Source organism: Zoogloea sp. GW822-FHT05C07 (assembly GCF_058800215.1).
This window is the reverse complement of sequence record NZ_CM179510.1, coordinates 3175366-3202090: the sequence shown is the minus strand read 5'-3', so window position 1 is coordinate 3202090 and position 26725 is coordinate 3175366. Positions and strand designations below refer to the sequence as shown.

The 26725-nt window shown below is 67.2% G+C and carries 24 protein-coding genes and 1 riboswitch; of the genes, 20 read left to right on the top strand and 4 right to left on the bottom strand.

What is annotated here, in order from left to right:
* Positions 1-155: 155 nt before the first annotated feature.
* From AC3QL2_RS14960 to AC3QL2_RS14935, 6 genes are read left to right on the top strand one after another with little or no spacing between them, the layout of a single operon-like run.
* The gene (locus tag AC3QL2_RS14960; protein ID WP_493231180.1) at positions 156-854 is read left to right on the top strand and encodes a thermostable hemolysin; all 699 of its coding nucleotides are present in this window, start codon (positions 156-158) and stop codon (positions 852-854) included.
* Positions 851-2359 (top strand): AMP-binding protein, encoded by a 1509-nt coding sequence (locus tag AC3QL2_RS14955; RefSeq protein ID WP_493231179.1) that lies wholly within the window; start codon positions 851-853, stop codon positions 2357-2359. Before AC3QL2_RS14960 ends, AC3QL2_RS14955 begins: the two co-directional genes overlap by 4 nt.
* Positions 2343-3002: an iron-containing redox enzyme family protein gene (locus AC3QL2_RS14950; protein ID WP_493231178.1), complete on the top strand. Its 660-nt coding sequence runs from the start codon at positions 2343-2345 to the stop codon at positions 3000-3002. The genes AC3QL2_RS14955 and AC3QL2_RS14950 overlap by 17 nt, the downstream gene beginning before the upstream one ends.
* On the top strand, positions 2999-3805 hold the full coding sequence (locus AC3QL2_RS14945; protein ID WP_493231177.1) for an SDR family oxidoreductase: 807 nt from the start codon (positions 2999-3001) through the stop codon (positions 3803-3805). The genes AC3QL2_RS14950 and AC3QL2_RS14945 overlap by 4 nt, the downstream gene beginning before the upstream one ends.
* A gap of 10 nt (positions 3806-3815) precedes the next feature.
* A complete protein-coding gene (locus tag AC3QL2_RS14940) occupies positions 3816-4478 on the top strand; it encodes a tetratricopeptide repeat protein (RefSeq protein ID WP_493231176.1) in 663 nt (220 codons plus the stop codon).
* Positions 4475-4615 carry a hypothetical protein gene (locus tag AC3QL2_RS14935; protein WP_493231175.1) on the top strand — a complete coding sequence of 47 codons (141 nt, stop codon included), beginning with the start codon at positions 4475-4477 and terminating at the stop codon, positions 4613-4615. Before AC3QL2_RS14940 ends, AC3QL2_RS14935 begins: the two co-directional genes overlap by 4 nt.
* Before the next feature lie 13 nt (positions 4616-4628).
* Here AC3QL2_RS14935 and AC3QL2_RS14930 read toward each other — a convergent pair whose 3' ends face one another.
* Entirely contained in the window at positions 4629-5849 is a 1221-nt protein-coding gene (locus tag AC3QL2_RS14930; protein ID WP_493231174.1) for an MFS transporter, read from the bottom strand.
* A gap of 282 nt (positions 5850-6131) precedes the next feature.
* Here AC3QL2_RS14930 and AC3QL2_RS14925 point away from each other — a divergent pair, with 282 nt between their 5' ends.
* The 6 genes from AC3QL2_RS14925 to AC3QL2_RS14900 all read left to right on the top strand — a co-directional run bounded on the left by AC3QL2_RS14925 (position 6132) and on the right by AC3QL2_RS14900 (position 15702).
* Complete coding sequence (locus AC3QL2_RS14925) at positions 6132-8732, top strand: hybrid sensor histidine kinase/response regulator (RefSeq protein WP_493231173.1); 2601 nt, start codon at positions 6132-6134, stop codon at positions 8730-8732.
* 116 nt (positions 8733-8848) lie between these two features.
* On the top strand, positions 8849-10306 hold the full coding sequence (locus AC3QL2_RS14920; RefSeq protein WP_493231172.1) for a lipopolysaccharide biosynthesis protein: 1458 nt from the start codon (positions 8849-8851) through the stop codon (positions 10304-10306).
* Positions 10307-10337: 31 nt separating this feature from the next.
* Positions 10338-11216, top strand: a complete 879-nt coding sequence (locus AC3QL2_RS14915; RefSeq protein ID WP_493231171.1) for a glycosyltransferase family 2 protein — start codon at positions 10338-10340, stop codon at positions 11214-11216.
* Complete coding sequence (locus AC3QL2_RS14910) at positions 11213-12511, top strand: glycosyltransferase family 4 protein (RefSeq protein WP_493231170.1); 1299 nt, start codon at positions 11213-11215, stop codon at positions 12509-12511. The genes AC3QL2_RS14915 and AC3QL2_RS14910 overlap by 4 nt, the downstream gene beginning before the upstream one ends.
* Positions 12508-13461 (top strand): glycosyltransferase family 2 protein, encoded by a 954-nt coding sequence (locus AC3QL2_RS14905; protein WP_493231169.1) that lies wholly within the window; start codon positions 12508-12510, stop codon positions 13459-13461. Before AC3QL2_RS14910 ends, AC3QL2_RS14905 begins: the two co-directional genes overlap by 4 nt.
* Before the next feature lie 21 nt (positions 13462-13482).
* Positions 13483-15702: a heparinase II/III family protein gene (locus AC3QL2_RS14900; RefSeq protein WP_493231168.1), complete on the top strand. Its 2220-nt coding sequence runs from the start codon at positions 13483-13485 to the stop codon at positions 15700-15702.
* Between the two features lie 27 nt (positions 15703-15729).
* Here the strand turns inward: AC3QL2_RS14900 and AC3QL2_RS14895 are convergent, their stop codons facing one another.
* A complete protein-coding gene (locus AC3QL2_RS14895; RefSeq protein ID WP_493231167.1) occupies positions 15730-16173 on the bottom strand; it encodes a hypothetical protein in 444 nt (147 codons plus the stop codon).
* A gap of 148 nt (positions 16174-16321) precedes the next feature.
* On the opposite strand from AC3QL2_RS14895, the gene AC3QL2_RS14890 reads away from it, so the two are divergent.
* Entirely contained in the window at positions 16322-17770 is a 1449-nt protein-coding gene (locus AC3QL2_RS14890; protein WP_493231166.1) for an aminotransferase-like domain-containing protein, read from the top strand.
* Between the two features lie 138 nt (positions 17771-17908).
* Here the strand turns inward: AC3QL2_RS14890 and AC3QL2_RS14885 are convergent, their stop codons facing one another.
* Positions 17909-19357 (bottom strand): carbonic anhydrase, encoded by a 1449-nt coding sequence (locus AC3QL2_RS14885; RefSeq protein WP_493231165.1) that lies wholly within the window; start codon positions 19355-19357, stop codon positions 17909-17911.
* A 198-nt stretch (positions 19358-19555) separates the two neighbouring features.
* Positions 19556-19657, top strand: a riboswitch (TPP riboswitch).
* 39 nt (positions 19658-19696) lie between these two features.
* On the opposite strand from AC3QL2_RS14885, the gene thiC reads away from it, so the two are divergent.
* The 5 genes from thiC (at position 19697) to AC3QL2_RS14860 (ending at position 24670) form a co-directional block, all read left to right on the top strand.
* The gene (thiC, locus tag AC3QL2_RS14880; protein ID WP_493231164.1) at positions 19697-21613 is read left to right on the top strand and encodes a phosphomethylpyrimidine synthase ThiC; all 1917 of its coding nucleotides are present in this window, start codon (positions 19697-19699) and stop codon (positions 21611-21613) included.
* Between the two features lie 116 nt (positions 21614-21729).
* Positions 21730-22113, top strand: a complete 384-nt coding sequence (locus AC3QL2_RS14875; RefSeq protein WP_374487221.1) for a DUF6394 family protein — start codon at positions 21730-21732, stop codon at positions 22111-22113.
* Positions 22114-22118: 5 nt separating this feature from the next.
* The gene (locus tag AC3QL2_RS14870) at positions 22119-23855 is read left to right on the top strand and encodes a potassium channel family protein (RefSeq protein WP_493231163.1); all 1737 of its coding nucleotides are present in this window, start codon (positions 22119-22121) and stop codon (positions 23853-23855) included.
* Between the two features lie 33 nt (positions 23856-23888).
* Positions 23889-24257 (top strand): VanZ family protein, encoded by a 369-nt coding sequence (locus AC3QL2_RS14865; protein WP_493231162.1) that lies wholly within the window; start codon positions 23889-23891, stop codon positions 24255-24257.
* A gap of 23 nt (positions 24258-24280) precedes the next feature.
* Positions 24281-24670, top strand: a complete 390-nt coding sequence (locus AC3QL2_RS14860; protein ID WP_493231161.1) for a cupin domain-containing protein — start codon at positions 24281-24283, stop codon at positions 24668-24670.
* A gap of 112 nt (positions 24671-24782) precedes the next feature.
* Here AC3QL2_RS14860 and AC3QL2_RS14855 read toward each other — a convergent pair whose 3' ends face one another.
* Positions 24783-25244: a hypothetical protein gene (locus tag AC3QL2_RS14855; protein WP_493231160.1), complete on the bottom strand. Its 462-nt coding sequence runs from the start codon at positions 25242-25244 to the stop codon at positions 24783-24785.
* 206 nt (positions 25245-25450) lie between these two features.
* Between AC3QL2_RS14855 and AC3QL2_RS14850 the strand changes: the two genes are divergently transcribed.
* Together AC3QL2_RS14850 and AC3QL2_RS14845 are read left to right on the top strand one after the other, a co-directional pair.
* Entirely contained in the window at positions 25451-26083 is a 633-nt protein-coding gene (locus AC3QL2_RS14850; protein WP_493231159.1) for a glycoside hydrolase family 19 protein, read from the top strand.
* Positions 26084-26214: 131 nt separating this feature from the next.
* Positions 26215-26619 (top strand): VOC family protein, encoded by a 405-nt coding sequence (locus AC3QL2_RS14845; RefSeq protein ID WP_493231158.1) that lies wholly within the window; start codon positions 26215-26217, stop codon positions 26617-26619.
* Positions 26620-26725: the final 106 nt, after the last annotated feature.

Below are 26725 nucleotides of genomic sequence, written 5' to 3'. Positions count from 1 at the left end.
CCCTCCGCAGGGCCCTTGCACCACCTGGAGCGGAGCTCTTTTCCATATTACGTCAATCACTTAAGCCCACTGAACGGCATGTGGCACCCCTCTTGCGATAACGACTGCAAAGCCGGCGAAGCACGTCGGCGCCATCGTCATCGAAGGGAGTCGCCGTGTCGGCACTGCAAATTCCGTTCAGAACCCCGCTTGTCGGCCCGCAGCCGGCCGGCACCCAACTCTTCCCGCCCTTCGACCAGGCCGCCAGCGGCCAGGCGGCCCTCACCCAGAGCGATACGCAGCGCCTGATCGAACACCGGGGCGACGGCCGGCAAACCGCCGAAGCGATGATCAGCAGCCGTTTCGCCGCCGCCTATGAAGCGCGTATTGGCCATTTCATGCCGCGCCTGTTCAGCCTGCAGGCAGCGTCCGGCCAAGCCATCGGGGTCTGCGGCCTGCGCGAGGCCGACAGGCAAGCGCTGTTCCTCGAACGCTACCTGGCGCAGCCGATTGAGCAGGCCATCGCGGCCGCCATCGGGCAGACGGTGGACCGTGGCACCGTCGTCGAGGTCGGCCAACTGGCCGGGCGCGGCGCCGGCACTTTCCGCGCGCTGATCCTGCGCGTCACCGAGCGCCTGCATGAAGAAGGCCACCGCTGGGTGGTGTTCACCGGCACCACGGCCCTGCGCAACGCCTTCGCGCGCCTCGGCCTGACACCGCAGGAACTTGCCCTGGCCGACCCGGCATGCCTGTCCGCCGCCGAAAAGGCCGATTGGGGCAACTACTATCAGCACGGCCCGCGGGTGATGTTCGGCGACATCCACGAAGGCTTTGCGGCCATCGCCGCACGCCAACTCGCGGGCCGCCAAGCATGAGCGGCCCCGGTTCCATCATTGGCGCCCTCACCCGCCACGCGGCAACGAAACCCGAGGCCCCCGCGCTGGAAGGCGCCCGGCACAAACTCGATTACGCCGCGCTCGCCGAAGCCGTCACGGCCCTGGCCGAAATCCTGCAAGCGCTACGCCCACGCGTCGTCGGGCTTCTCGCCGACAACGGCCCCGACTGGGCGGTGGCGGATCTGGCCTGCCTTGCCGCCGGTATTCCGCTCGTCCCGCTGCCGACCTTCTTCACGCCGGCCCAGCACGCCCACGCGGCCAGCCAGGCGGGCATCGACCTGCTGCTGAGCGACCGCCCGGAGGCCCTGGGCACACTCGCCCGCCAGGGCGCGCCGCGCCTGCTGTACGGCAGCCTTTACATGCGCCGGCTCGGCTCGGCACAGGCGAATCTGCCCCCCGGCACACTCAAGATCACTTTCACGTCAGGCACCACCGGTACGCCAAAGGGCGTCTGCCTGGGGCGCGAGGCCATCGAAAATGTGGCCGTCAGCCTCCAACAAGCCAGCGAGGCACGGCCCGGCGACCGCCACGTGGCCCTGCTACCCCTGGCGACGCTGCTGGAGAACATCGGCGGACTGTATGTCCCGCTGCTGGCCGGCGCGACGACCCGTTTGCTGCCCGGCGAGCAGGTCGGCCTGAACGGCAGCGCCGGCGTCGATCCGACCCGCCTGCTCGCCGCCCTCGGCACCGCCCGCGCCACCTCGACCATCCTTGTGCCGCAATTGCTGCTGGCCCTCGTCGCGGCGATCCGCACCGGCGCAGCGCAACCATCCACGCTGCGCTATGCCGCCGTCGGCGGCGCGCCGGTCTCGCCACGCCTGCTGGAAGCCGCCGCCGCGCTGGGCCTGCCAGTCTTCGAGGGCTACGGCCTGTCGGAATGCGCGTCGGTGGTCGCCGTCAATCGCCCCGGCGACAACCAGCCGGGCTGCGTCGGCCGCCCCCTCGCCCATGTGGCGCTGGCGATCGGCCCTGGCGGGGCCATCCACGTCGGCGGCGCCGGCTTCCTCGGCTACCTGGGCGAAGCCGCGCGCAGCGACGAATGGGTCGATACCGGCGACGTCGGCCATGTGGACGCCGACGGCCGGCTGCACATCACCGGCCGCCGCAAGAACATGTTCATCACCGCCTTCGGTCGCAACGTGGCGCCGGAATGGGTCGAGCGGGAACTGCTGCTGCAGGCGCCGATCGCCCAGGCCGCCGTGTTCGGCGAAGGCCGCAGCAGCAACGTCGCGGTGATCATGCCCCGCGGCGCGGCCAGCCAGGCCGACATCGACGCAGCCATTGCCGCCGCCAACCGGGATCTGCCCGATTACGCCCGCGTCGACGCGTGGATCCGCGCCGCCACGCCTTTCAGCCCCGACAACGGGCAGCTCACCACCAACGGCCGTCCGCGCCGCGACGCGATTGCCGCCGCGTATGCCGACACCCTCGCCGAACCCCATCCGTCCGACACCCCGAAAGAGCCCCATGGACTGCTTTGCTGAACTGGAACAGGCGACCCGCGACGAACGCGCCCGCCTGCTGTCCGCCCCCATCATCGCCGACGCCTTCGGCGGACGTGTCGGCCGCCGCCAATACCTGGCCTTCCTGACCCAGGCCTACCACCACGTGCGCCACACAGTGCCGCTGCTGATGAGCTGCGGCGGCCGTCTGCCGGCCCGCCTGGAATGGCTGCGCGACGCCGTAGCCCACTACATCGGGGAGGAGCTGGGGCATCAGGAATGGATCCTCAACGACATCGCCGCCGCCGCCGGCGACGCGGAAGCGGTGCGCCACGGCCAGCCTGCCTTCGAAACCGAGTTGATGGTCGCCTACGCCTACGACACCGTGCAGCGCAGCAACCCGGTGGGCTTCTTCGGCATGGTCTATGTGCTGGAAAGCACCAGCGTCGCACTGGCCAGCCAGCTGGCCGGCGTGCTCGGCCCGGACCTCGATCTGCCGCCCCGTGCCTTCAGCTACCTGAGCAGCCACGGCAGCCTCGACATCAGCCACATGGAGCATTTCCGCGCGCTGGTGAACCGCCTCGACGATCCGGCCGACAAGGCCGCCCTCCTTCACGCCGCCAGCCGCTTCTTCCGCCTGTACGGCGACCTCATCCGCAGCCTGCCCACCGGAGACACAGCATGAAAGACAAGACCATCCTGATCACCGGCGCCAGCGGCGGCATCGGCCACGCCCTCGCCCGCAGTTTCGCCAGTGCCGGCGCCCGCGTCGTGCTGCTCGGCCGCCAGTCCAGGCCGCTGATCGAGCTCGTCGCCACCCTGCGCGCCGAAGGCTACGAAGCACGGCTGGTCATCGCCGACCTGCTCACCACCCCGCCGGCAGACGTCGCCCGCAAAGCGATCAACGCCTTCGGCAGCCTCGATGGCGTCATCAACTGCGCCGGCATACAGCACTTCGGCTTGAGCACCGACCAGTCGGCCGCCGCCACCGCCGAGACCTTCGCAGTGAATACCGTCGCACCGATCCAGCTGATCCAGGCCCTGCTGCCGCACCTGCAAAGCCGTCCGGAAGCCCACGTCGTCAATGTCGGCTCGATCTTCGGCTCCATCGCCTTCCCGTGTTTCGCCACCTATTCGGCCAGCAAGTTCGCGCTGCGCGGCTACTCGGAAGCGCTGCGGCGGGAGCTGGCCGGCGGACCGGTCCAGGTGCATTACGTAGCGCCCCGCTACACCCGCACCGCGATCAACAGCGAAGCCGTCGCCCGCATGGCCGACGCGCTCGGCATGCACCAGGACAGCCCCGAGGCCGTCGCCGAGCAGGTCCTCGCCGCCGTGCTGCACAAGGCCGCCGACACCTACCTGGGCTGGCCGGAGAAGCTCTTCGTCCGCCTCAACGCCATTCTCCCGCGCCTGGTGGACCGGGCACTGATCCGCCAGGGGCGCCAGATGCGCCCCTTCGCCCGCCGCCATCTGGCCGAATCCAACTAGGAGCCCACCCATGAAGAAACCCCTCACCGCCCTGCTGCTCGCCCTGCTGTCGGCCACCGCCCTGGCCGATGACGGCAAACTCGAACCGTCCGTCGCCGACATCGCCCACCGCTGGGCCCGCATCAACTACCAGACACCGGCCAAGGAGCACGAAAAGGCCTTCAAGGAACTCGCAGAGCAGGCCGACAAGCTGGTCGTAGCCGAACCGGGCAAGCCCCAGCCGATGGTCTGGGAAGCCATCGTGCTGGCCAGCTACGCCAAGGCCAACGGCGGCCTCGGCGCACTGTCCGCCGCCAAGCAGGCCCGCGACCTACTACTGGCCGCCGAGAAGATCGACCCGCAGACCCTCCACGGCTCTGTCTACACCAGCCTCGGCAGCCTGTACGCCAAGGTGCCGGGCTGGCCGATCGGTTTCGGCGACAAGGAACGGGCCCGTAAATACCTGGAAACGGCGCTGAAGATGAACCCGAAGGGCATCGATGCCCACTACTTCTACGCCGACTACCTGGCCGACAGGGGCGACTACGCCGCCGCCGTCGAACACCTGCAGCAAGCCCTCGCCGCGCCTCCGCGCCCCGGCCGCGAAGATGCGGACGCCGGCCGCCACAAAGACGTGCAAGCCCTGCTCGACGAGATCCGCAGCAAGCACGCCGACAAGCTGGCCGCAAAATGAACACCCGGGCCGAACCCGCCACCGCCCCGGCCTGGCGCAGCCGCCTGGGGGATTACGCCCTGTGCGCGCTGACCGCCGCCTGCGGCGTGGCCGGCTACGACTGGCTGTACCGGGAAATCCTGGCCATGTGCTTCTGATGCCGATACGCCATCAGCCGACCTGCGGCCGGCGGCGCAGCAGCGGCAATGCCCCCAGCAAGGCCAGCGCCGCGCACACGGCACCGGCCAGGAAGGTCGCGCGGGAGCCGAAGGCATCCCACAGGCCGCCGGCAATCACACTGGCGGCCAGCAGCGCGACACCGCCGACCAAGTTGAAGACGCCGAAGGCCGTGCCCCGCAACTCAGCCGGCGCCGCATCGGCCACCAGCGTCGCCAGCAGGCCCTGGGTCATGCCCATGTGCAGGCCCCACAGCACCAGTCCCAGCGCGAAGCCGGGCAGTCCATCGACCACGCCCAGCGCCAAATCGGCGAGCACCAGCACGGCCAGGCCCAGCGTCAGCAGCGTGCCCCGGTGACAACGGTCGGCGAGCACGCCGATCGGGTAGCAGGACAGGAAATACACCACGTTCATCACCACCAGCACCGCCGGCACATAGACCAGCGCCACACCGACCTCCTGCGCACGCAGCACGAGAAAGGCCTCGCTGAAGCGGGCCAGCGTGAACACCGCGGAGAGCGTCACGATGCCCCAGTAGAAGGCCGGCAGGCGCGCGAGTTCGGCCCGCGACAGGGGCATCCGCGGCATGCGTGCCCCCGCCGTGCTCGGCGCGTCATGCACGGCCAGCAGGATCACCGCGAAGGACGCGAAGGCCGGGATCACCGCGAACCAGAACACCAGCGGAATATTGCCGGCGGTCAGCCCCATCAGGCCGATCGCCAACAGTGGACCGATGAAGCCGCCGGCGGTATCCAGGGACTGGCGCAGCCCGAAAGCCGCGCCACGCAGCGCCGGCGGCGCCAGATCGGCAATCAGCGCATCCCGCGGCGCACCGCGGATGCCCTTGCCGATGCGGTCCACGAAACGGGCCGCCACCACCCAGCCCAGCGTCACGGCCAGCGGGAAGACCGGCTTGGTGAAAGCCGCCAGGCCGTAACCCAGCGCAGCCAGCAGCTTGCGCCGCCCGAGCCAGTCGGACAGCACCCCGGAGAAGACCTTGGTGATCGCCGCGGTCGCCTCGGCGATGCCTTCGATGAAGCCGACGGCGAGCATCGACGCCCCCATCACCGACACCAGGTAGACCGGCAGCAGCGCGTGGATCATCTCGGACGACACGTCCATCAGCATGGACACCAAACCCAGCGCCCAGATACCGCGTGGAATCTGCCCCGCCACGGCCCCAAGCGCGATGCCTGACTTATCGCCGACGCCCATCCGACACCTCCGCATTCGCGCCCAATGCCGCCACCTTGCCCATCCCGGCTATCCACGTCCAGCCCCTGCGCCCTGGAGCATCAATGCGGGCATGCCAGCCAAGACATTTTCGGAATATGCAAATCACAACAAATAACCCATTTCGGGCATATGGAATCGCCATCATCTGCGCAGTGACATCCTTCCTCCGCAAGACTTCACCCCTTCTGTATATTCCGAACAGTTTTCAACCAAGGATCGTGGCCTCCGACGTCCCACCGAGCCCCCCCGAAAGCCTCCCCAGTGAACAAGAACGTCTCGATGATCCTGCTGATCGTCACCTGCTTCATCCTGTTCCTGACGGGAAGTCTGGTCGCGTCCCGGGACACCATCTGGCACCAGACTGAAGATCGGGCGACCACGCTGGCACGCATGATCGAGCAACATGCCTCCGGCAACATCGACCGCGTGGACGACATGCTGCAGAGCATCGCCGAACGCGTCACCGCCGCCGACCTGGGCAACGCCCGGCAGCTCCCGTCCGCTCGCCGGGACGAACTGACCGGCTTGCTGGTAAGCCACCAGCAACGTACCAACGGGGTCGTGTCCATCTCCCTGACCGACGCCACCGGCCAGGTCTTCGCCAACTCGGTCGGCAGCCCGCCCGGCAATACCCTCGAAGACCGCGACTACTTCCTCGAACTCAGGAACGGCGCACGGCACCAGCCGGTGGTCTCCGGCGCGATCAAGGGGCGGGTCTCGAAAAAATGGGGTATCCAGATCGCCCGCCGCCTCGCGCTGCCGGACGGCAGCTTCGGTGGCATGATCGTGGCCAACTTCGGCCTCACCGAAGGCTTCATCGACTACTACTCCACCCTCGGGCTGTCGCCGCGCACACGCATCAGCCTGGTGGACGGCAGCGGGCGCATCGTCGTCCGCCAGCCGGTGATCGAAAACGCCATCGGACAGCCGCGCACGACGCAGGTGGTCGTCAATGCGATCCACAGCGGCAGCACCGACGGCCTGGAAATCGGCGTCTCACCCATCGACAGCGTCGAACGCATGAACGCCTACCGCAAGTCGGTACGCTATCCCTTCTACGTGGTGGTCGGCATTCCCACCGACGAGGCCTTTGCCGAGTGGAACCGGGGGCTGCTGTTGAGTCTGCTGGGCGGCTCGGTACTGGTCGTCCTGGGCCTGCTGGTGGCGCGGGCCATGCACCGCCAGAGCCAGGCCGACGCCCTGCTGGCAGAACGCACCCGGCAGCTCGAAGAGAGCCACCATGATCTTGCCGAACGCTCCACCGAGCTGATCGCCGCCCGCGACGCCGCCGAGCAGGCCAGCCAGGCCAAGAGCTCCTTCCTGGCCAACATGAGCCACGAGATCCGCACGCCGATGAACGCCATCATCGGCGCCAGCCACCTCTTGAGAACCGGCAATCCCCGCCCGGACCAGCAGGACTGGATCCAGCACATCTCCACCGCGGCTACCCACCTGCTGGCCCTCATCAACGACATCCTCGATCTGTCCAAGATCGAGGCCGACAAGCTCCAGCTGGAAACCACCGATTTCCATACCGCGGCCGTGGTCCAGCAGGCCGTCGAGATGATCGCCGCCCGCGCCCGCGCCAAGGGCCTGCGCGTCGGCGTAGACATTGCCGGGCTGCCGCCGGCCATGCACGGCGACACCACCCGCATCGGCCAGATCCTGGTCAACTACCTGGGCAATGCGGTCAAGTTCACCGAGCGCGGGCACATCGCGCTGCGCGGCTCGGTCGTCGGGGAGGACAGGGACGGCTGGACGATCCGCTTCGAAGTCAGCGACACCGGCATCGGCCTGGACAGCACCCAGCAAGCCCGCCTGTTCGAAGCCTTCGAACAGGCCGACAAGACCACCATGCGCAAGTTCGGCGGCACCGGGCTGGGCCTCGCGATCACCCGCCACCTGGCCCGCCTGATGAACGGCGAAGTCGGCGTGGAAGCCAGCCCCGGCAACGGCGCAACCTTCTGGGCCACGCTGCGCCTGGGCCGGGCCGACAACATACTGCCAATGGACACCTTCGACGCCCGCACACGTGACTCGGGCATCGCCCAGCGCCTGGCCGCCGAATGCGGCGGCTGCCGCCTCCTGCTGGCCGAGGACATGGAAGCCAACCAGCAGGTCGCCCTGGCCCTCCTCGCGCAGGCGGGCCTTCACGCCGACCTGGCCCGTACCGGCAGCGAGGCGGTCGAGATGGCCACCGCCCGGCACTACGACCTGATCCTGATGGACATGCAGATGCCCGAGATGGACGGCGTGGAAGCCACCCGGGCCATCCGCACCCTGCCCGACTACGCCCAGACGCCGATTCTCGCGATGACCGCCAATGCCTTTGCCGAGGACCGCCAGTCCTGCCTCAACACCGGCATGAACGACCACATCACCAAGCCCGTCGATCCCGAAGCCCTGTACGCCACGCTGCTGGCCTGGCTGCCCGCCAAAGCGCATGTCGAGACGGACGCCGCGCAGCTGGCTGCCCGCACGCACCCGGCAGCCGCCACCGACCCGCTGGCACTACTGGCCGACATCCCGGCGCTGGACATTCCCGCCGGCCTGCGCAACACCGGCGGCAAGCCGGCCGCCTACCGGACCTTGCTGCAGAGCTTCCGGCGCAGCGTTCCGCAGGAACGCAGCCAGCTGCGGCAAGCCCTCGACGACCGGGACAGCAACACGCTCGCACGGCGTGCCCATGCCCTCCGGGGAACCGCGGCAACCCTCGGCCTGACGGGGATTGCCGAGGCCTGCCTGGCGCTCGAGGGCGCCGCCGCCGGCGCGCTTCCCGAGCTGCCGGCAGAGCAGCACTGGCAGGCGCTCGACGATGCCCTGCTGGGCTTCGAGGCCCATTCGCAGCAGCTGGCCGCATAGCCGCCCCGGCCTATGCCATCAGCAAAAATCGGCAGGCGGCAGTTTTTCGCGGGAACGTAGCCTTGTCTCCGCTAAACTTGGCGTCCTGACTGAACGCATACCCGCCGGTAATTCCCTTGTCGACACGTAAAGCCATCGCCTTCTCGTTCCTGGACCGTTACGCCAGCCTTGCCATCAACATGGTCGCATCGATGATCGTGGCGCGTCTGCTGACGCCCGGCGAGGTCGGCGTGTTTTCCGTAACGATGGTCCTGCTGGCCTTCCTCGGCACGGTCCGCGACCTCGGCGCGGGGGAATACCTGGTCCAGGAGAAGGAGCTGACGACGGCCCGTGTCCGCGCGGTATGGGCCGTGCAGCTCGGGCTGGGGCTGGCGCTGGCCCTCGTCATCCTCATCGCCGCCGTACCGGTGTCCAACTTCTACGGCGAACCCAAGATGCGCGACATCATGTTCGTCATCGCGCTCAACTACGCCATCAACCCGTTCGGCTCCCTGACCTACGCCTATCTCATCCGCGAGATGCGCTTCGACTCGATCGCGCTGATCCGCTTCTCCGGCACGCTGATCGGCACCATCGCGACGGTCGTGCTGGCCTGGCAGGGCCATGGCGCCATCAGCCTGGCGCTGGGCATGTTCGTGACGACGCTGGTCAGCGCGCTGACCTCGATCCACTTCCGCCCCAAGTCCTTTCCGTGGATGCCCGGCACGAGCGAGATCCGCCGCGTGCTGTCCTTCGGCGGCAAACTGACGTCCACCTCCTTGCTCAACGCGCTGGGCAGCAACACGCCGGAGCTTCTGCTGGGCAAGCTGCAGGGCATGGCGGCCGTCGGCTTCTACTCCCGCGCCAGCGGCCTGGTGGCGATGTTCAGCCGCCTGATCACCGACCCCGTGACCAGCGTGGCGATGTCCGGATTTGCCAAGCAGCGCCGGGAGCAGGGCCAGTTCACCGAAGCCTTCCTGACTGCCAATTCCCATATCACCGCGCTGGGCTGGTCCTTCTGCCTGGCCCTCATGCTGCTTGCCCAGCCACTCACCCGCGTCCTGTACGGCGCCCAGTGGGATGACTCGGTGCCGCTGACGCGCATCCTGGCGATCGGCTACCTCTTCGCCGCGCCGGTGGCGCTGGGCGCCGCGGCGCTGACCGCGGCCGGCCAGGCCGGCCGCATGCTGAAGACAACCAGCATCAGCATCACCTCCACCGTCGTGCTGGCCGCAGCCAGCGTCACCTTCGGCGTCACCATGCTGGCCTGGGCCATGACGGCCACCGCGGTCATCAGCGCCACGGTATGGATGCGCATGATCCGGCCCGTCGTGGGCTTTTCCTGGCTCCAGCTTTACCAGGCCCTGTGGCGCAGCGCGCTCGTCGCGCTGGCCTCGGCAATCGGCCCGCTGGCGGTGGTCGCCGTGTCCGGCCTCGAGCCGGAACACAGCCTGTCCGCGGTCACGCTGGGTGGCGTCGGGGCCGGCATCGGCTTCGTCGCCTCGGTCATCCTGACCGGCCACCCGCTCCGGAATGAACTCACCTCGGTGTGGAGCAAGCTCCGCGCGCGCCTCAAACCGGGCCAGACCGGATGATCGCCCCTCCCCGCACAGCCCCCATCAGCCCATGACACGACTGACGATTGGCGTCCCCGCCTACCGGAACGCCGGCACCCTGCGCACTTCCGTCGAATCCCTGCTCGCCCAGACCTTCAGCGATTTCCGGCTGGTAATCTCGGACGACAACTCCCCGGACGAAACCCGGGAAGTGGCCATGCAGCTGGCGCGCGAGGACAGTCGCATCGAATACATCCGCCAGCCGAAGAACCTCAAGTACCAGAATTTCGGCTTCCTGCTGCGCCAGGCCACGACCGAGTTCTTCATGTGGGCGGCCGGCGACGATTACTGGTACCCGGAGTTCGCCGAACGCTGCATCGCGGAGCTGGACGCCCATCCCGACATCGTTCTGGCAACGCCCCGCGTGCAGTTCGTACAGGCGGGCGTCGCGGCCGGCCTGTCCAACGCGACCTTCCCCCTGCTGGGGGCCGTCGATGCCAACATCCGCAACTATCTGCGCACGCCGGGCGACAACAGCCGCATGTATGGTGTCTTCCGTACCGCCGCCGGGCAGCGCTCGTTTCCGGAAGACTCCTTCCACGCCTACGACTGGGCCTTCTGCGCGGCGATCCTGCGCTTTGGCGGCCACGCCGAGATTCCGGAAGTACTGATGGCGCGCGACCTGACCCCCTCAGCCAACTACCAGGGCCTCGCGCGGGCCGACGGCGACTCCACGCTGACGCGCAACTTCCCGCTCTACGCGATGAGCCGCTGGCTGCTGAAGGAGGCCCGCATTCCCCGTTCCGGCGGCGTCCTGGGCACCCTCGCGGCGCTCAACATCAACAAGCACATCGAGTACACCGATCATTTCCACCCCCTCTACGCGCGTGCCACCCAGCCACTTCAAAGCGTCTGGCGGCGCTATATCGAATGGCGCCTGCTGAAATGAACCCGAATGCCGCTTCACCCGACCAAGCCCGGCAACGGGCGCTGTTCATCGCCACCAGCGTTCCGGAGAACGAGCAGCGCAGCGCATCGGGCTTCCATCGCCGGCAGCGCCTGCTGATCGACGCAATCAAGTCGGTCGCCTCCGACATCGAAGTACTGCTGTATGTCATCCCCGGGCCCGACGCCACCAGCGAGTCCACCCGGCAGGACATCGAGGAGCGCCTGTGCCGGCTGTGGGAAGGGCAGTTCAGGGTGACCCTCTGCGCACGGGAAAAACACTCGGAAGGCAGCACCTTCTGGCAACGCTATTTCCGCCCCGCACTCAGCCTCTTCAAGCAATCCGGCTATGAAACCCAGGCCGGCGCACAGCAGATCGCCGCGCTGAATGCCTGCCTCGATCGCAAGCCCGACTTCATCTTCGTGCATCGCCTGCTCAGCATCCCGCCGGTCCTGCTGACCCATGAAGACCTCCCCCCCGTGTTCATGGACATGGATGACATCGAACACGTGGCCTTCAAGCGCAGCGTCGCCCAACCTCCGGTCTGGGCGAGCAAACGCCTGCAGTACCTGCAGGTCCCGGCGCTCATGTATGGAGAGCGGCAGGCCATCAGGCGCTGCGCAGCCACCCTCGTCTGCTCGGAAACGGACAGCCTGAAGCTGCAGCAGATGTACTCAACGCGACGGGTCGTCGCCATTCCCAACGCGGTCGCCACTAAGCCCCAACGGGGGCCGCTGACCCACGCGCAGACTCTGCTGCTGCTCGGCGACTACAGCTATGCGCCCAACCGTGTCGGCGTGGAGTTCTTCATCGACAAGGTCTGGCCGCGGGTCATCGCGGCCGTTCCCGAAGCACGCATCACCGTTGCCGGACTGCGCTCGGAGCTGCTGCGCCACGCGTCGGCGCCGCCCCCCGGCATTGATTTCCCCGGCTTCGTCACCGACCTGGACGCCGCCTACGCCGCGGCCCGGATCGTGGTCTGCCCGATCCTGTCCGGCGGCGGAACGCGGGTCAAGATCATGGAAGCCGCAGCGTACGGCAAGCCCATCGTGTCCACCGCCATCGGGGCCGAGGGCATCCAACTCGAGAACGGGCGGGAGATCCTGCTTCGCGACAGCCCCGAAAAATTCGCCGAGGCCTGCATCCTGCTGCTGAAGGATCACGCTGCCGCGGCCACCATGGGCAGGCAGGCCGCCGAAGCCATCCAGGCCCGCTACGAACGCTCGCGAGTCGTGGCACGGCTGGCCGACCTGCTGCGCGCCCCTTCTTCTGCCGTCCGCTCCCGAAGCCGCCCATGATCTCCATCGTCATTGCCGCCTACAACTGCGAACCCTACCTGGAACAGGCGATCCGCTCGATCCAGGCCCAGCGCTACCAGGACCTGGAAGTGCTCATCGTCAACGACGGCTCCACCGACGACACGCGCCAGCTTGCCGAACGCTTGGCGCAGGAAGATCCGCGTATCACGGTGATCAACCAGCCCAATTCGGGCGGCCCTGCACAACCGCGGAATCTGGGCATTGCACGCTCCCGTGGCGAATACATCTGCTTTCTCGATCCGGACGACTACTGGTACCCGGACAAGCTCGAGAAGCAGCTCACGCTGATCGAGTCCCTGCCCGACGTGGCCCTGGTCTTCTCGGACATGCACCGTGTGGACGAACATGGCTCCAACCTGGGCCCGACCTATCTGGGCCGTGTCCATTACATGGACACGGCGAAGGATTATCTGGAGCCGATCGCTCCGAACACCTATGTCACGCGCCCCGGCTTCTATGCTTACAGTTCGGTCGGCGTGGTCGGCCCCGTCACCTCGTCCATCGTGCTGCGGCGGAGCGCCCTGAAGGGACTCGAAGAGTGCTTTCCCCTCGACCTCGTCGTCGGTGAAGACATCGATCTGTGGTTCCGCATCCTGATCAACGGCAAGGCAGCCTTCATCGACGAACCCCTGCACGCCTACCGGCAACATTCCGCCAGCCTGATGCACAACAGCGCGCGGGTGAATATCGGCCTGTCGGCAACCCACACGCGCAACTATGCCCGCGTCGAGTCACAGCTGAAACCGGAGCAAAAACAGCAATACCGCCGGCGTATCGCCAACCATCTGTTCGACCTGGGCTGCCAGCAACTGCTGGCAGGCGACAGCCACAACGCCCGCCAGCAGTTCCGGCAATGCTTCGCGTGGAGCCCGCGCCCCAAGTTTGCCCTGGCCTGGTGCAAGACCTTCCTGCCGCGTAGCAGCAACTGATTCAGGCGTGCATCGGAAAGCATGAAAACCCCCGCGGCATTGCCTCCCGCCAGCTTCGCCAAGACCCACGACCTTCCCGGCCTCGTCCTGCGCCTTGCCCTGGCGCTCGGCGTGCTGCTGGCGATCTGGCTGCCCCACTACACCCGCTTCCATATCGACCGCGCGCCCGTTGGGGCCGATGTCACCGCGGTGTCCCTGCGCCAGCCCGCAACGTCCGTACTGGACGAGATCGCCGCCATGCGCTTCGCGATCCGTCTCGAGCTTCCCCCTGAAAAACGCATTTCCGTCGCCGATGCGGCCACCAGGGGCACGGTCGAGCTACCGGTCCTCACTGCCCCCATGCCGCTGCTCGGCTTCCCTGCCGACCTGCATGCCGGCTCGTCCAGCACGCAACTGATCCTCGCCAGCCTGGGCCTCGAAAGACTGCTGCTGGACGCTTACGACACCAGCCACGATCCGCGCTACAAACAGCTCGCGCTGAGGCGGGTGCTCGATTTCGCTGCCTACGAAGGCCATCAGAGAACCTCGTCCGACTTCCTGTGGAACGACCACGCCATTGCCGCACGCATTTCCGTTCTCGCCCATCTATGGCGCACGATCCGCGATGACCCGGCCGTCACGGCAGCAGAAAAGGGCGAGATCCTGTCACTGGTCCAGCGGAGCGGGCGGCTTCTCGCCAAGCCCGGCTTGTTCACAGTCCGGACCAATCACGGGGTGATGCAGAACCTGGGGCTACTGCAGATCGGCGCCGCCTTCCCGGCACTGCCGGAAGCCCCGGCATGGCGCCGGCTGGGCCTCAAACGCCTGCATCAGCAAGCCGGGTTCTACGTGTCTCCGGAAGGATTCGTGCTGGAGCATTCAGGTGAATACCACGCATTCGGCGCCGAACTACTGACCCAGGCGGTCAGGCTATGCGTGCTCAACGGCATGCCCCCGCCCGAGTGGCTCGTGCGCGACGCACAGCTCAGCGCCGGCCGGCTCACGCAACTGATCCGCCCGGACGGCAGCCTGCCGCTCATCGGCAACACCAGCGCCGGCAGCCGCTTCTCGATCCCCGACACGACCAGCGCAGGCCAGTCACCGATCCACGACCTCCCACCGCCCGCCGAGCCCGACACCCGCGCCCCGCACCTGCTGCCGCTATCGGGCTACGCGATCTGGTGGAACCGGGACAAGCCCGACAGCCTGCTGTCCCAGACTGTCATCAACTGGTCCAAGCACGACGGCCACGGCCACAAGCATGCCGACGAAGGCGCGCTCCAGCTGTGGGCCGACGGGACCGACTGGCTCACCAGCACCGGCTACTGGCCCTACGACACGCCCAACATGGCCGACGCCTACGGATGGGCGAGCAGCAACGCCCCCCACCGCGTCGGCGAAGGCCGCATGGACAAGCGCGACATTGCGCTGCTCGGCCATCTCTCCGGACCGCATCTGCGGGCGATCGACCTGGAGCGGCGCACCCCCGGCGGCGCGCGTTACCGGCGCCAGGTCGTCCAGCTAGATGCCTCGACCCTGCTCGTCCTCGATTTTGCCGGAGCCAGCGGCGCCGGCACGGAAACGATCTGGACCCTCGCCCCCCACCTCGACATCGACCAGACCGCCCCCGGACATTACGTCGCCCAAGCCCCCGGCAAGTCCCTGCGCCTGGGCATCAGCCTGGACACGCCCCCCGGCACCACAATGGCCGTGATGCGTGGCTCCCGCGCCCCGTTTGCCGGCTGGGTGGTGCGCGAGAACCAGCCGACGCCCAGCTACGCGCTGCGCGTGCTCACACCTACGCCCGATTCAGTCAGCGGCGCGCTGTTCACGCTGGGCCCCGCCGATGCCGTCGCACGCACGCAGCTCCGGCTGGCCCCCGGCACCCAGGCGGACAACTGGCAAGCGAGCGTGACGGTGGACGGCGAAACCCGGACCATCCGGCGCAGCGCCAGCCAGCTGTCCGTAGGCGAGCAGTCCTACGATTGGTCGGCCCCGGCGGACATCGGCAGCGCGGCGGCAAGCCTCAAGGCCGCCTATGCCACAGCCGTCGCCGAGTACCCGCCATGGCGTGATCTCTCCACCTTCCGCCTGAAGCTGAGCTACCTGATTGCCGGACTGGCCGTGGGCATCGAGCTGGCGTGGCGTCTCCTCGTCCGCCGCTACGCCACACGCCCGCGGCAGCGTCTGCTGGCCGGCACCACTGTCACCGTGCTGTGGGTGGCCTTTGCCGCCTGGGCCCTGGGCGTCTATCTGCACTGAGGGCCGCCGGGCCCCCCTCCACCCCTCTCACTGCGCGGCGACCTGCGCCGCGACCGGCACGAGGACAGCAGCGTCCGCGCTGGCATCGAAGCCGCGGGCGCCGCACCACACCCGCGGCGTCCCCGCTGCCGGCGCCTCCAGACGGCCGGCGCACGCCCCCGGCGGCAGGGACCAGTGGCCGAGCAGGCGGCCGGATGCCGCATGCACATCCAGCCCATCATCAGCCAGCACCCACACGCGGCGCGCCTCCCGCTGGACAGCCAGGGCGACCACGGCGCCCCGGCCGCTGCGGTGAAGGCTCGCCAGCGGCCGCAGGCCACGATCCACTTCGATGAGCTGTACCGGGCCGCCACGCGGCGGGGCCAGCAACACCCAGCGCAAGTCGGGCACCGCCAGCTCGAGCGCGGAAGCCGGCGCAGCCCAGGCCAGCACACAGCACAAGCACAACAAACGGGGAAGGACCTGGAACATCGGAGAGACCTGCTCGGCAACCGGAATGACCTGACAATAAAAGACAATTCCGGACACTTACAGATACACTTCAGCGGTCAATCCACATACTGCACCGGCACATTCCGGCCACCCGGCCCGGTACGCCGACCGATACACCGGAGCCCCCGTGCTGCAACTCTCCCTCTCCGCCGACAGCCCGACGCCCCTCGTGGACCAGATCGTCAATGGAATCCGCACCCACATCGACGACCGCATCCTGCGCCCCGGCGCCCGCCTGCCGGCCATCCGGCAGTTCGCGGCCGATCACGGCGTGTCCCGCTTCACCGTCGTCGAAGCCTACGACCGGCTGGTCGCCCTGGGCCATCTGCAATCCCGCCGCGGCTCGGGTTTCTACGTGACGAGCCGGCCGCTGCCCGCCGCCCCCACCCACCGTGGCACACCGGTCGAGCGCGCCATCGATGCCACCTGGCTGATGCGCGAGATGGCCATGGGCGCCCCGGGCCGCGTGCTGGCCGGGTCCGGCAACCTGCCGGCCGACTGGCTCGACGGCAACGGCGTACTGCGCGCCCTGCGCAGCCTCGGCCGGCGCGAAGACGTCCGCCCGGTCAGCTACGGCAGCGCCCAGGGCTACATCCCGCTGCGCCAGCAGCTACAGATCCGGCTTGCCGAGATCGGCATCGGCGCCCGGCCGGAGCAGATCGTGCTCACCTACGGCGTGCATCAGGCCCTCGACATCGTGTGCCGCTACTTCCTGCGGCCGGGGGACTGCGTGCTGGTGGACGACCCCGGCTACTGGAACCTGTTCGGCAACCTGCGCCTGTACGGGGTAGCACTCATCGGCGTACCGCGGACGGCGGACGGCCCCGATCCCAAGGCACTCGAAGCCCTGCTGGACGAGCACCGGCCCAAGTTGTTCTTCACCCAGTCGGTGCTGCACAACCCCACGTCCTGCAGCCTTTCGGCCGCCAACGCCTTCCGCATCCTGCAACTGGCGGAGAAACACGATTTCCTGGTGGTGGAGGACGACATCTACGGCGACATCGCACCCGATGCCGCCACCCGCCTGGCCAGCCTCGACCAGTTGTCGCGGGTGATCTACACCGCCAGTTTCTCGAAGACGATTTCCGGCAACCTGCGCGTCGGCTTCCTGGCCTGCCACCCGGACCTGGCCCAGTTGTTCACCGACGTGAAGATCGTGTCGATGATGTCCTCATCGGAGATGGCCGAGCAGATGGTCCATGAGCTGCTGACCGACGGCCACTACCGCAAGCTGCTGGAACGCCTCAAGGGCCGCCTGGCGGATGCCACCGGCACCACGCTGCGCATGCTCGCCCGGGTCGGGCTGGAGCCCGACCCCGAGCCGCAGGGCGGTCCCTTCGTCTGGGCCCGGGTTCCCGGCCTGGCGGACACCACGGAACTGGCCCGGCGCGCATCGCGGGACAACATCCTGCTCGCCCCGGGCAATGTGTTCCGCCCACAGGGCCAAGCCTCGGGATTCCTGCGCTTCAATGTGGGCTTCAGCGCCGACCCGCGGCTGGAGCGCTTTCTGACCGAGAGCCCACGCGCAGCCGAAGCCGCCCGCGCACCCGGTGATCCGGGGGTAGCCAAGGCGTAACCGCAATTCGCCGATGCAATGACGCCGCCCGGTGACACCCGGTCCGGCGGACGGAGGAAGGCTGCGGCCGGCCGACTTCCAGCCACGGCGCTGCCGGTGGTGCTGCTCAATGGGCCCGAGCAGCACCGCCGGAATGGATCAGCGCGACTCCTTGATGAGGCGGCTGCGGACCGACTGGACCGGCCGTGCGTTCATCGGGTACAGACGCGAGAAGATCGCGATCTGTTCGGCGGCGATCGGCTGGGGCTGCTTCATGACCATCCACAGCACGCCCTCGCTGCACGGCGGCGTGGTCAGCGACCCCATGTAGGTGTAGTAGCTGCGGTTTTCCGGCAGGAACTGGTTCAGATCGATGCTGACCCCTTCCGGCGAATAATCGGAATTCTTTTCCAGCGGCAGGTTGTTCCACAGGGTCTGGATCAGCGCATGCGCCTTGCCACGCTCCAGCAGCACTGCGACCACTGCCAGCCGGCCGTCCAGGTCCTTGTGCACCAGATGCACGACCATGTCGAAACCGCGCCCATTGACCCGCTCTTCCGACGGCCGATGGAAATGGAACTGGACGAGGTCGTAGACGCGTCCCATCACCGACATCGTATTGCCCTGGCCGAGGTTCACCTGGATGGTGTGGCCATTGTCCACGATGCGGAAATTGGACGGATGGTAGTCGAACTGAATGGGCTCCAGATCCACCTTGATGCCTTCGCGGATATCGATCGGCGACTGCCGCTCGCCATTACCGCACAACTGCCATTCGGGCTTGAGGGAACCCCAGTTCGGCGGGCCCTCGTCGCCCTCGTAGCTCCAGTGGATCTCGTGGTGGGCCAGCGCGACGGGACGCGGGGGCTCGACATACTGCACCGGCTGCCGCACGACGCGCGGACGCGGGCGCGGCGCCGGGATATAGACCGGCACCCGTTGCACCTCCGGCGGCGCAGCTTCGGCCCGTGCCGGCTTATCGGCCTTCTCGGCCGCCTCGGCCTTCGGCGCAGCGGGCTTCTCGATCAAACTCTTCTTGATCGGCAGCGTGATCTCTTCCGAACGCTCGCCCTTACCCTCCGAGACCTGGGTCGTCACGGGCTTGTCGGCCCCCCTGGCCGGCCGGTAATCCGCCGAACGCAGCTCCGGCTTGCCGGCCTGGGCCGCCGCCTTGGAAGCCGTCTTGGCAAGTTGGGAAATGTCAGCCACGCCGCCGGCAGGCTTGCAGACGTCGCGCCACAACCGCTCGTCCACACTGCCCTGCGCAACCGGCATGTCCTTCTCGACCTTGACCTTCTCGTCCTTGATCACCATGGAGTCGGCGTCGAGATAGACCCGCTTCACGGTGGCAAAAGTCTGGTTGCGGCAATCGTAGCGATTCAGGGCTTTTACCGATGCGTAGCCGGCCGCCACGGCCTCGGCGTCCGACAGCACGATCCGCCCCCACGCCACCTTCGTGCCGGGGTCGGATTGCAGGATGCTGGCGCGGTCGAGCTCGATGGTCCGCTTTTTGTCGGACGCGACGGTCTGCCAGTCGGCCGCCAGAGCGGACGTCATGCAGGAACAAGCCAGCAGGGCTACGACGAGGGGTCGCATGCGTTGGCGCATGGTTGCGTCTCCGGGAATTATGCGTGGCCATCGAGTGGCCGATTGCTAGCTATTTCGGCCGCAATGACCCAAACCTTTAGGCATGGCGCCATTCCCGTCGAATTTCGCCCCCTGCAGCCCACTGCCCCCAACGCTGCGGTATCGACAGAAAATCCCACCAAATCTTGCGTTTACCTGTGGCTTCCAGTACTTTGCCGGCACAAACGTTAGGGGTGCCGAGGCGCTTGATCGCCCGGCTGAGAATTACCCTCCGAACCTGATCCGGGTCGTACCGGCGTAGGGAAACGTGGCTCCTGCCGCCTTTCCCTCTTCCGGCGGCCCTCCCCCAAAGGAGCCTCCATGAACGCCAAAGAACAATTCCTCGCCGCGTCCGCCCACGTGGACGAAGCGGCCGTTGCACCGCTGCCCAATTCCCGCAAGATCCACGTCGAAGGCAGCCGCCCGGACATCCAGGTGCCGATGCGCGAAGTCTCGCAGGCCGACACCCCCACCGGCTTCGGCGGCGAGAAGAACCCGCCGATCTTCGTCTACGACTGTTCCGGCCCCTACACCGACCCGAGCGCGAAGATCGACATCCGCTCCGGCCTGCCGGCCCTGCGCCAGGGCTGGATCGAAGAGCGCGGCGACACCGAAGTGCTGCCTGACCTGTCCTCCGAGTTCGGCCGCGCCCGCGCCGCCGACCCCAAGCTCGACGAGCTGCGCTTCCCCGGCCTGCACCGTAAGCCCCGCCGCGCCAAGGCCGGTGCCAACGTCTCCCAGATGCACTACGCCCGCCAGGGGATCATCACGCCGGAGATGGAGTTCGTCGCCATCCGCGAGAACGTGAATCGGGCCGCCTATCTGGCAAGCCTGCGCGCCACCGGCCCGCAGGGCGAGAAGATGGCCGCGCTGCTGACCCGCCAGCACAAGGGCCAGGACTTCGGCGCCGCCATCCCCGGCGAGATCACCCCCGAATTCGTGCGCTCCGAAGTCGCCCGCGGCCGCGCCATCATCCCCAACAACATCAACCACCCGGAAAGTGAGCCGATGATCATCGGCCGCAACTTCCTCGTGAAGATCAACGCCAACATCGGCAACTCGGCGCTCGGCTCCTCGATCAACGAGGAAGTGGACAAGATGACCTGGGCCACCCGCTGGGGCGGCGACACGGTGATGGATCTGTCCACCGGCAAGAACATCCACGAAACCCGCGAATGGATCATCCGTAACAGCCCGGTGCCGATCGGCACCGTGCCCATCTACCAGGCCCTGGAAAAGGTAGACGGCAAGGCCGAGGAGCTGACCTGGGAGATCTTCCGCGACACGCTGATCGAACAGGCCGAGCAGGGCGTCGACTACTTCACGATCCACGCCGGCGTGCTGCTGCGCTACATCCCGATGACCGCCAACCGCATGACCGGCATCGTCAGCCGCGGCGGCTCGATCATGGCCAAGTGGTGCCTGGCGCATCACAAGGAGAGCTTCCTCTACACGAACTTCGAGGAAATCTGCGAGATCATGAAGGCCTACGACGTGGCCTTCAGCCTCGGCGACGGCCTGCGCCCCGGCTCCATCTACGACGCCAACGACGCGGCGCAGCTGGGCGAGCTGGAAACCCTCGGGGAGCTGACCGACATCGCCTGGAAGCACGATGTGCAGACCATCATCGAAGGTCCGGGCCACGTGCCGATGCACCTGATCAAGGAGAACATGGACCTGCAGTTGAAGCACTGCAAGGAAGCCCCGTTCTACACCCTTGGCCCGCTAACCACCGATATCGCCCCCGGCTACGACCACATCACCAGCGGCATCGGCGCCGCCATGATCGGCTGGTACGGCACCGCCATGCTGTGCTACGTGACCCCCAAGGAGCACCTGGGCCTGCCGGACAAGAACGATGTGAAGGAAGGCATCATCACCTACAAGCTGGCCGCCCACGCCGCCGACCTCGCCAAGGGCCACCCGGGCGCGCAGATCCGCGACAACGCGCTGTCCAAGGCCCGCTACGAGTTCCGCTGGGACGACCAGTTCAACCTGGGCCTCGACCCGGACAAGGCCAAGAGCTTCCACGACGAAACGCTGCCGAAGGAATCGGCCAAGGTCGCCCACTTCTGCTCCATGTGCGGCCCGCACTTCTGCTCGATGAAGATCACCCAGGACGTGCGCGACTTCGCGGCGAAGCAGGGCATCGGTGAAGACGAGGCGCTCAGCAAGGGCATGGAAACCAAGGCCGTCGAGTTCGTGAAGAGCGGCGCGGAGATCTACCAGAAGGTCTGACCCATCCAAAAACGGCCTGACCAGGGCCTGACCCGCGCCAACCAGGCGAGGGTCAGGCCCTTATTCCATCCCGGCGGTGTAGCATCCGCGCATACCCTCTTCTCCGGACGCCTTCGATGAACCTGGAAAAAGTCATTTTTGGCTTCTTCATCGTCTTTGCCGCCACGCTGAACTTCGGCTTCTTCATCGGCGAACTCGACAACCCGGTTCACCACGACCTCTACGAGCTGTTCGCGGCGATCGTCGTCAACCTGATCGCCACGGTGCTCAAGTTTGGCGACCGGACGCAGATCGGCGCCGTGCACCTGGCAACCAGCCTGGTGGCCGACCTGCAGTTGCTGGCCGCCGCGATGGTGTGGGGCTACGCGACCCACGTGGCCGGCACGGGCGTCACCGCCGCCAGCATGTCGAGCATCGTCTCCCTGTCCGGCGGGGCGCTGTTCGCCAACGTGGTGTCGGTGATCATCCTCATCGCCGAAACGATCATGCAGCGGCGCTGACCCCCGTGCTGGACCGCACGCCCGCCAGCACGATCTTCCTGGTCCTGCGCCGCCTGCGGGCGCCGCTGCTGACCCTGATCGTGATCTTCGCGGTGTCGGTCCTCGGGCTGACGCTGGTTCCCGGTCCGCCGGACGCCCAGGGCGTGCCGCAGCGGATGAGCTTCTTCCACGCCACCTATTTCTTCAGCTACACCGCCACGACGATCGGCTTCGGCGAGATCCCCTACGCCTTCTCGGAACAGCAGCGGCTGTGGGTGACCGTCTGCATCTACCTGTCCGTCATCGGCTGGGCCTACACCCTCGGCACCGTGTTCGCGATGCTGCAGGACAAGAACTTCCTCAACGCCCTCGCGGTACAGCGCTTCGCGCGCCAGGTGCGGCGCCTGCGCGAAGCCTTCTTCCTGGTCTGCGGCTATGGCGAAACCGGCCACCTGATCTGCCAGGCTCTCGACGAGATGGGCTACCGGGCCGTCGTCATCGACAAGGACGAAGGCAAGATCGCCGACCTGGAACTGCAGAGCTATTCCGCCGACATGCCGGCCCTGTGCGCAGACGCCAGCGTGCCGGATACGCTGGTCTTTGCCGGCCTCACCAAGCCCCAGTGCCGCGGCGTCATCGCGCTGACCGACCACGACCCAACCAACCTGGCGATCGCTATCTCGTCCCGCCTGCTGGCCCCGTCCATCCCCGCGCTGTGCCGGGCCGAACACGCGGACACTGCGGCCAACATGGCGTCCTTCGGCACCCGCCACATCATCAACCCCTTCGAGAAATTCGGCGAGTACATGGCTCTGGCCCTGCGCTCCCCGTCCGCCTACCACCTGCTGCTGTGGCTGACCGGCCTGCCCGGCACCACGGTGACGCGTCACCGGGAACCGCCGCGGGGCAAGTGGGTGCTGTGCGGCTACGGCAGTTTCGGCAAGGTCATGGCGACCACCCTCGAAAAGGCCGAGCTGCCGCTGACGATCATAGACAAGAAGGTCTTCGTCGATCCGCCGCGCATCGGCGTGAAGGGCGACGGCGCCTGCGGCGATGCGCTGGGCAACGCCGGCATCGGGGACGCCGTCGGCATCGTGGCGGCCACCGGCAACGACATCGACAACCTGTCCATCGTCGTCACCGCCCGCACGCTGAACCCCGGCCTGTTCACGGTGCTGCGCCAGAACCAGGTCGCCAACCGGACCTTATTCAATGCGGTGGGTGCGGATTTTTCGGTCGTCCCCAGCGAGATCGTCGCCCACGAATGCCTCGCCACGCTGACGACACCGCTGCTGTCCCTGTTCCTCGACGCCGTCAGGCAGGCCGGCGACGCATGGGCCAGCTCCGTGCTGGAACAACTCACCGGCAAGCTCGGCTGGACCGTGCCCGCGGTATGGAGCGTGACGCTGAACCTCGCCCAGGCCCCCGCGCTGCACCGCCTACTGATGCGCAGAGGCGCGGCACCCAGCCTTGCCGACATCCTCAAGGCGCCGCTCACCGACCGGCCGGAGCTGGGCTGCATCCCGCTGCTGCTGGCCCGGGACGGCCAGCCCCCGCAGTTGCTGCCGGACCTCGGCCAGACCCTGCAGCCCGGCGACCATCTGCTCTTCGCCGGCCGCGAGAGCGCCCGCAAGGAGCTCGGCCTGACGCTGTTCAACGAGCACAGCCTGCGCTTCGTGCTGACCGGACGGGACAGCCCCGGCGGCCTTATCTGGGAATGGCTGGCCGGCCGACGTCGCCCGGATTCGGCGGAGACACGCTAGAATGCCGGCCGTTAGCACAACAGCATTTCCCGCATGAGCACTGCCCCGATCCTGCCTCCAACCTTGTCGCGCGCCACTTTCGTCGTGGCGCTGATCGTCATCTTCACGATGGCGATGATCCCGCTACCCGAGGCACTCAACGCCTTTTCCTTCCAGGACAAGCTCGAGCACTGTTCCGCCTTCCTCCTGCTGATGCTGCTGGGCTGGAGTGGCTGGCCCAACCGCCTGTGGTCAATTGCGGCCGGGCTGCTGCTGTACGGCGTGCTCATCGAGCTGGCCCAGCACTTCTTCACGCTCAACCGGGTGGGTGATCCGTGGGACGTGGTGGCCGACGCGAGCGGGCTGATCATCGGCGCCGGGCTGATCCGCCTGCATGGCCATCGTGGCACGCTGCAGGCCTGAATGGCGGAGAGCACGTATCGAGCATGCCTCCAAGCAAACCTTCGACAGCGCAGATCCAGCACTACGGGCAGGTCCCGCCCTATGTAACCAAGGACGGCTCGGTGATCCGGGAACTGATGCACCCTGCGGTCCACGGCAACGCGGCCCAGAGCCTGGCCGAGGCCACGGTACCGGTCGGAACACGGACGCTGCTGCACCGCCATCACCTGACCGAGGAGCTCTACCACATCACCGCCGGCAGCGGCCTGATGACCCTCGGCGACCAGCAGTTCCCTGTGGCAGTTGGCGACACGATCTGCATCCCGCCCGGCACGCCCCACCGCATCGAGGCCACCGGCGACGAAGCACTGCACATCCTGTGCTGCTGCGCACCGGCCTACACCCACAACGACACGGAAATTCTCGAGGACTGACAGTCCTCGAGTGGCAGTCCTCGGCTCCGCGAACCGGCTTTGCTCCTGCGCGCCCGCGGCCGATGAACGGGTGACCAACCCGCCCCGCCCACCGGAATCGCATGCTGCCCGGCTATTCCGCCAGACCGGCGGACTTGAACAGATCGATGGTCGTGTTTTCGGTCAGGGTCTGCGTCGCGTCGGAGCAGTCGATGGATGCCATCCTGCCTTGGGGCAGACGCACCAGGATCGACGTCTCCCCTTTCAGATCCTCGCTGATCTCGTAGCGGTAGGCCCCGCGCGCGAATTCGAGGCTCGCCCCATGGGCCAACAGCCCAAATTTGAAATAGCCGCGCGGGTGGATCAGCCCATTGGGAAAGCGGAGCTCCAGCCTCGATAGCCGGCCGGCCCGGTACTGCAGATAGCCGTCCTGCGCCCCCAGCTTGCTGGATGCACACAGGGAGTAATACTTGGCACCGGCGCGGCAGGACCAGACGGTTCTCTCGTCCCCACGGCACAGGTTGCCCACGTCCGCCATGACGCCAGCACTCCACGCCACGGCTGCAATACCCAACAGGAAGGACGACATGCGCATCGTTGAAGCGCTCCGGAAAGCGGGACAAGCCCGTGTCGCGGCATCTTATCAAGCTCCCGCCATACCGCCGCATTCTCTGCCGCAGCCCGTCCCCGCGTTTGCAAAGATGGGGGCGCGGGCTATAACGGAGAGGCGCTACGCCATCTGCATCGACAGCCCGGCCCCTTTGCCACTTGCCCCACGCTTCAACGGGAGACCCACGGAGAATGAGCATGCTGACCGCCGACACGCTGAAGAAGGTCTTTCCCCTCTGCTCCGATCCCGACGCCTGGGCCGCGGCACTCGCCCCGGCACTGGCCAAGTACGAGATCAACACCCGCGACCGCATCTGCAGCTTCCTGGCCCAGACCGGGCACGAGTCGGGACAGTTCCGGAACCTCGTCGAATCGCTCAACTACAGCGCCGCCAGACTGGTGAAAGTCTGGCCCAAGCGCTTCCCCACCCTCGCCGCAGCCACGCCTTATGCGCAAAACGAGCAGAAACTGGGCAACCTCGTCTACGCCAACCGGCTCGGCAATGGGGACGCCAACAGCGGCGACGGCTTCCGCTACCGTGGCCGGGGTCTCATCCAGCTCACCGGCAAGAGCAACTACGCCGCGGCGGGCCAGGCCATCGGCGCCGATCTGGTCGGCCATCCGGAATTTCTGCAACAACCCGCCTATGCCGTGCTGAGTGCCGCCTGGTTCTGGCAGAGCCACGGACTCAATGCCCTCGCCGACGACAAGACGGACGATGACGACCTGGAGGACTTCCGGGAGATCACCCGCCGCATCAACGGCGGCTTCGTCGGCGTTCAGGAACGGTTCGCGCTTTACAAGCAGATCGAAGCGCTCATGTGAGCGCACACACGGGGCCGCAGGCCTGAAAGACGCATCGGGGCTGTCTATAGTGGGCTTGTAGGCCTTGTGCAGCGCGTTGGCACACCGCGCCTCTCCACAAGGCTCCAGGCCCGTTTCCGGAGGAGTGCACCATGGCCGCGGCAGACTTCGGCTTCCTGCGCATCAAGGTCATCGCACTGGCCGTCACCGACAAACATCGCGCCCATCGCTTCTACAGCGAGACGCTGGGCCTCGAACCGGCCTACGAAGGCACGCAGAAGGTCGGCTATTTCCTCGGTACGACGATCCTGATGCTCAAATCCGGCTGGTACGGCACGCCCACGGAACAGCCCAACCCCCGCATCACCATCGCCACCGCCCACGCGCCGGACACCGCCACCGCCCTGGCCGCCCGCGGTGTCTGCATATCCGATCCGGTTCAGACCTACGACGACGGCTTCAATGTCGGTAGCTTCCTCGACAGCGAAGGCAACAAGCTGTGGTTCTGTTCGCCGGCCTCGGCTGGGGAGACTGTTCAGACGCCAGTTGAAGGGTGACAGCCCTGAACAGGCACGGCCCCGGGTGGCCTTGGTGCGGCCGCATTTCGCCCGCGTTAACGCAAAAACGCCGACCACATGGATCGGCGTTTTTACTTGAATTACT

Bases quoted from the DNA above. Each gene is read 5' to 3' on its own strand.
- AC3QL2_RS14845 (WP_493231158.1), top strand. From the start codon at position 26,215: ATGGCCGCGGCAGACTTCGGCTTCCTGCGCATCAAGGTCATCGCACTG.
- AC3QL2_RS14875 (WP_374487221.1), top strand. From the start codon at position 21,730: ATGAACCTGGAAAAAGTCATTTTTGGCTTCTTCATCGTCTTTGCCGCC.
- AC3QL2_RS14915 (WP_493231171.1), top strand. From the start codon at position 10,338: ATGACACGACTGACGATTGGCGTCCCCGCCTACCGGAACGCCGGCACC.
- AC3QL2_RS14850 (WP_493231159.1), top strand. From the start codon at position 25,451: ATGAGCATGCTGACCGCCGACACGCTGAAGAAGGTCTTTCCCCTCTGC.
- AC3QL2_RS14940 (WP_493231176.1), top strand. From the start codon at position 3,816: ATGAAGAAACCCCTCACCGCCCTGCTGCTCGCCCTGCTGTCGGCCACC.
- AC3QL2_RS14855 (WP_493231160.1), bottom strand. From the start codon at position 25,244: ATGCGCATGTCGTCCTTCCTGTTGGGTATTGCAGCCGTGGCGTGGAGT.
- AC3QL2_RS14905 (WP_493231169.1), top strand. From the start codon at position 12,508: ATGATCTCCATCGTCATTGCCGCCTACAACTGCGAACCCTACCTGGAA.
- AC3QL2_RS14950 (WP_493231178.1), top strand. From the start codon at position 2,343: ATGGACTGCTTTGCTGAACTGGAACAGGCGACCCGCGACGAACGCGCC.
- AC3QL2_RS14945 (WP_493231177.1), top strand. From the start codon at position 2,999: ATGAAAGACAAGACCATCCTGATCACCGGCGCCAGCGGCGGCATCGGC.
- AC3QL2_RS14935 (WP_493231175.1), top strand. From the start codon at position 4,475: ATGAACACCCGGGCCGAACCCGCCACCGCCCCGGCCTGGCGCAGCCGC.
- thiC (WP_493231164.1), top strand. From the start codon at position 19,697: ATGAACGCCAAAGAACAATTCCTCGCCGCGTCCGCCCACGTGGACGAA.
- AC3QL2_RS14900 (WP_493231168.1), top strand. From the start codon at position 13,483: ATGAAAACCCCCGCGGCATTGCCTCCCGCCAGCTTCGCCAAGACCCAC.
- AC3QL2_RS14865 (WP_493231162.1), top strand. From the start codon at position 23,889: ATGAGCACTGCCCCGATCCTGCCTCCAACCTTGTCGCGCGCCACTTTC.
- AC3QL2_RS14930 (WP_493231174.1), bottom strand. From the start codon at position 5,849: ATGGGCGTCGGCGATAAGTCAGGCATCGCGCTTGGGGCCGTGGCGGGG.
- AC3QL2_RS14885 (WP_493231165.1), bottom strand. From the start codon at position 19,357: ATGCGCCAACGCATGCGACCCCTCGTCGTAGCCCTGCTGGCTTGTTCC.
- AC3QL2_RS14955 (WP_493231179.1), top strand. From the start codon at position 851: ATGAGCGGCCCCGGTTCCATCATTGGCGCCCTCACCCGCCACGCGGCA.
- AC3QL2_RS14910 (WP_493231170.1), top strand. From the start codon at position 11,213: ATGAACCCGAATGCCGCTTCACCCGACCAAGCCCGGCAACGGGCGCTG.
- AC3QL2_RS14860 (WP_493231161.1), top strand. From the start codon at position 24,281: ATGCCTCCAAGCAAACCTTCGACAGCGCAGATCCAGCACTACGGGCAG.
- AC3QL2_RS14895 (WP_493231167.1), bottom strand. From the start codon at position 16,173: ATGTTCCAGGTCCTTCCCCGTTTGTTGTGCTTGTGCTGTGTGCTGGCC.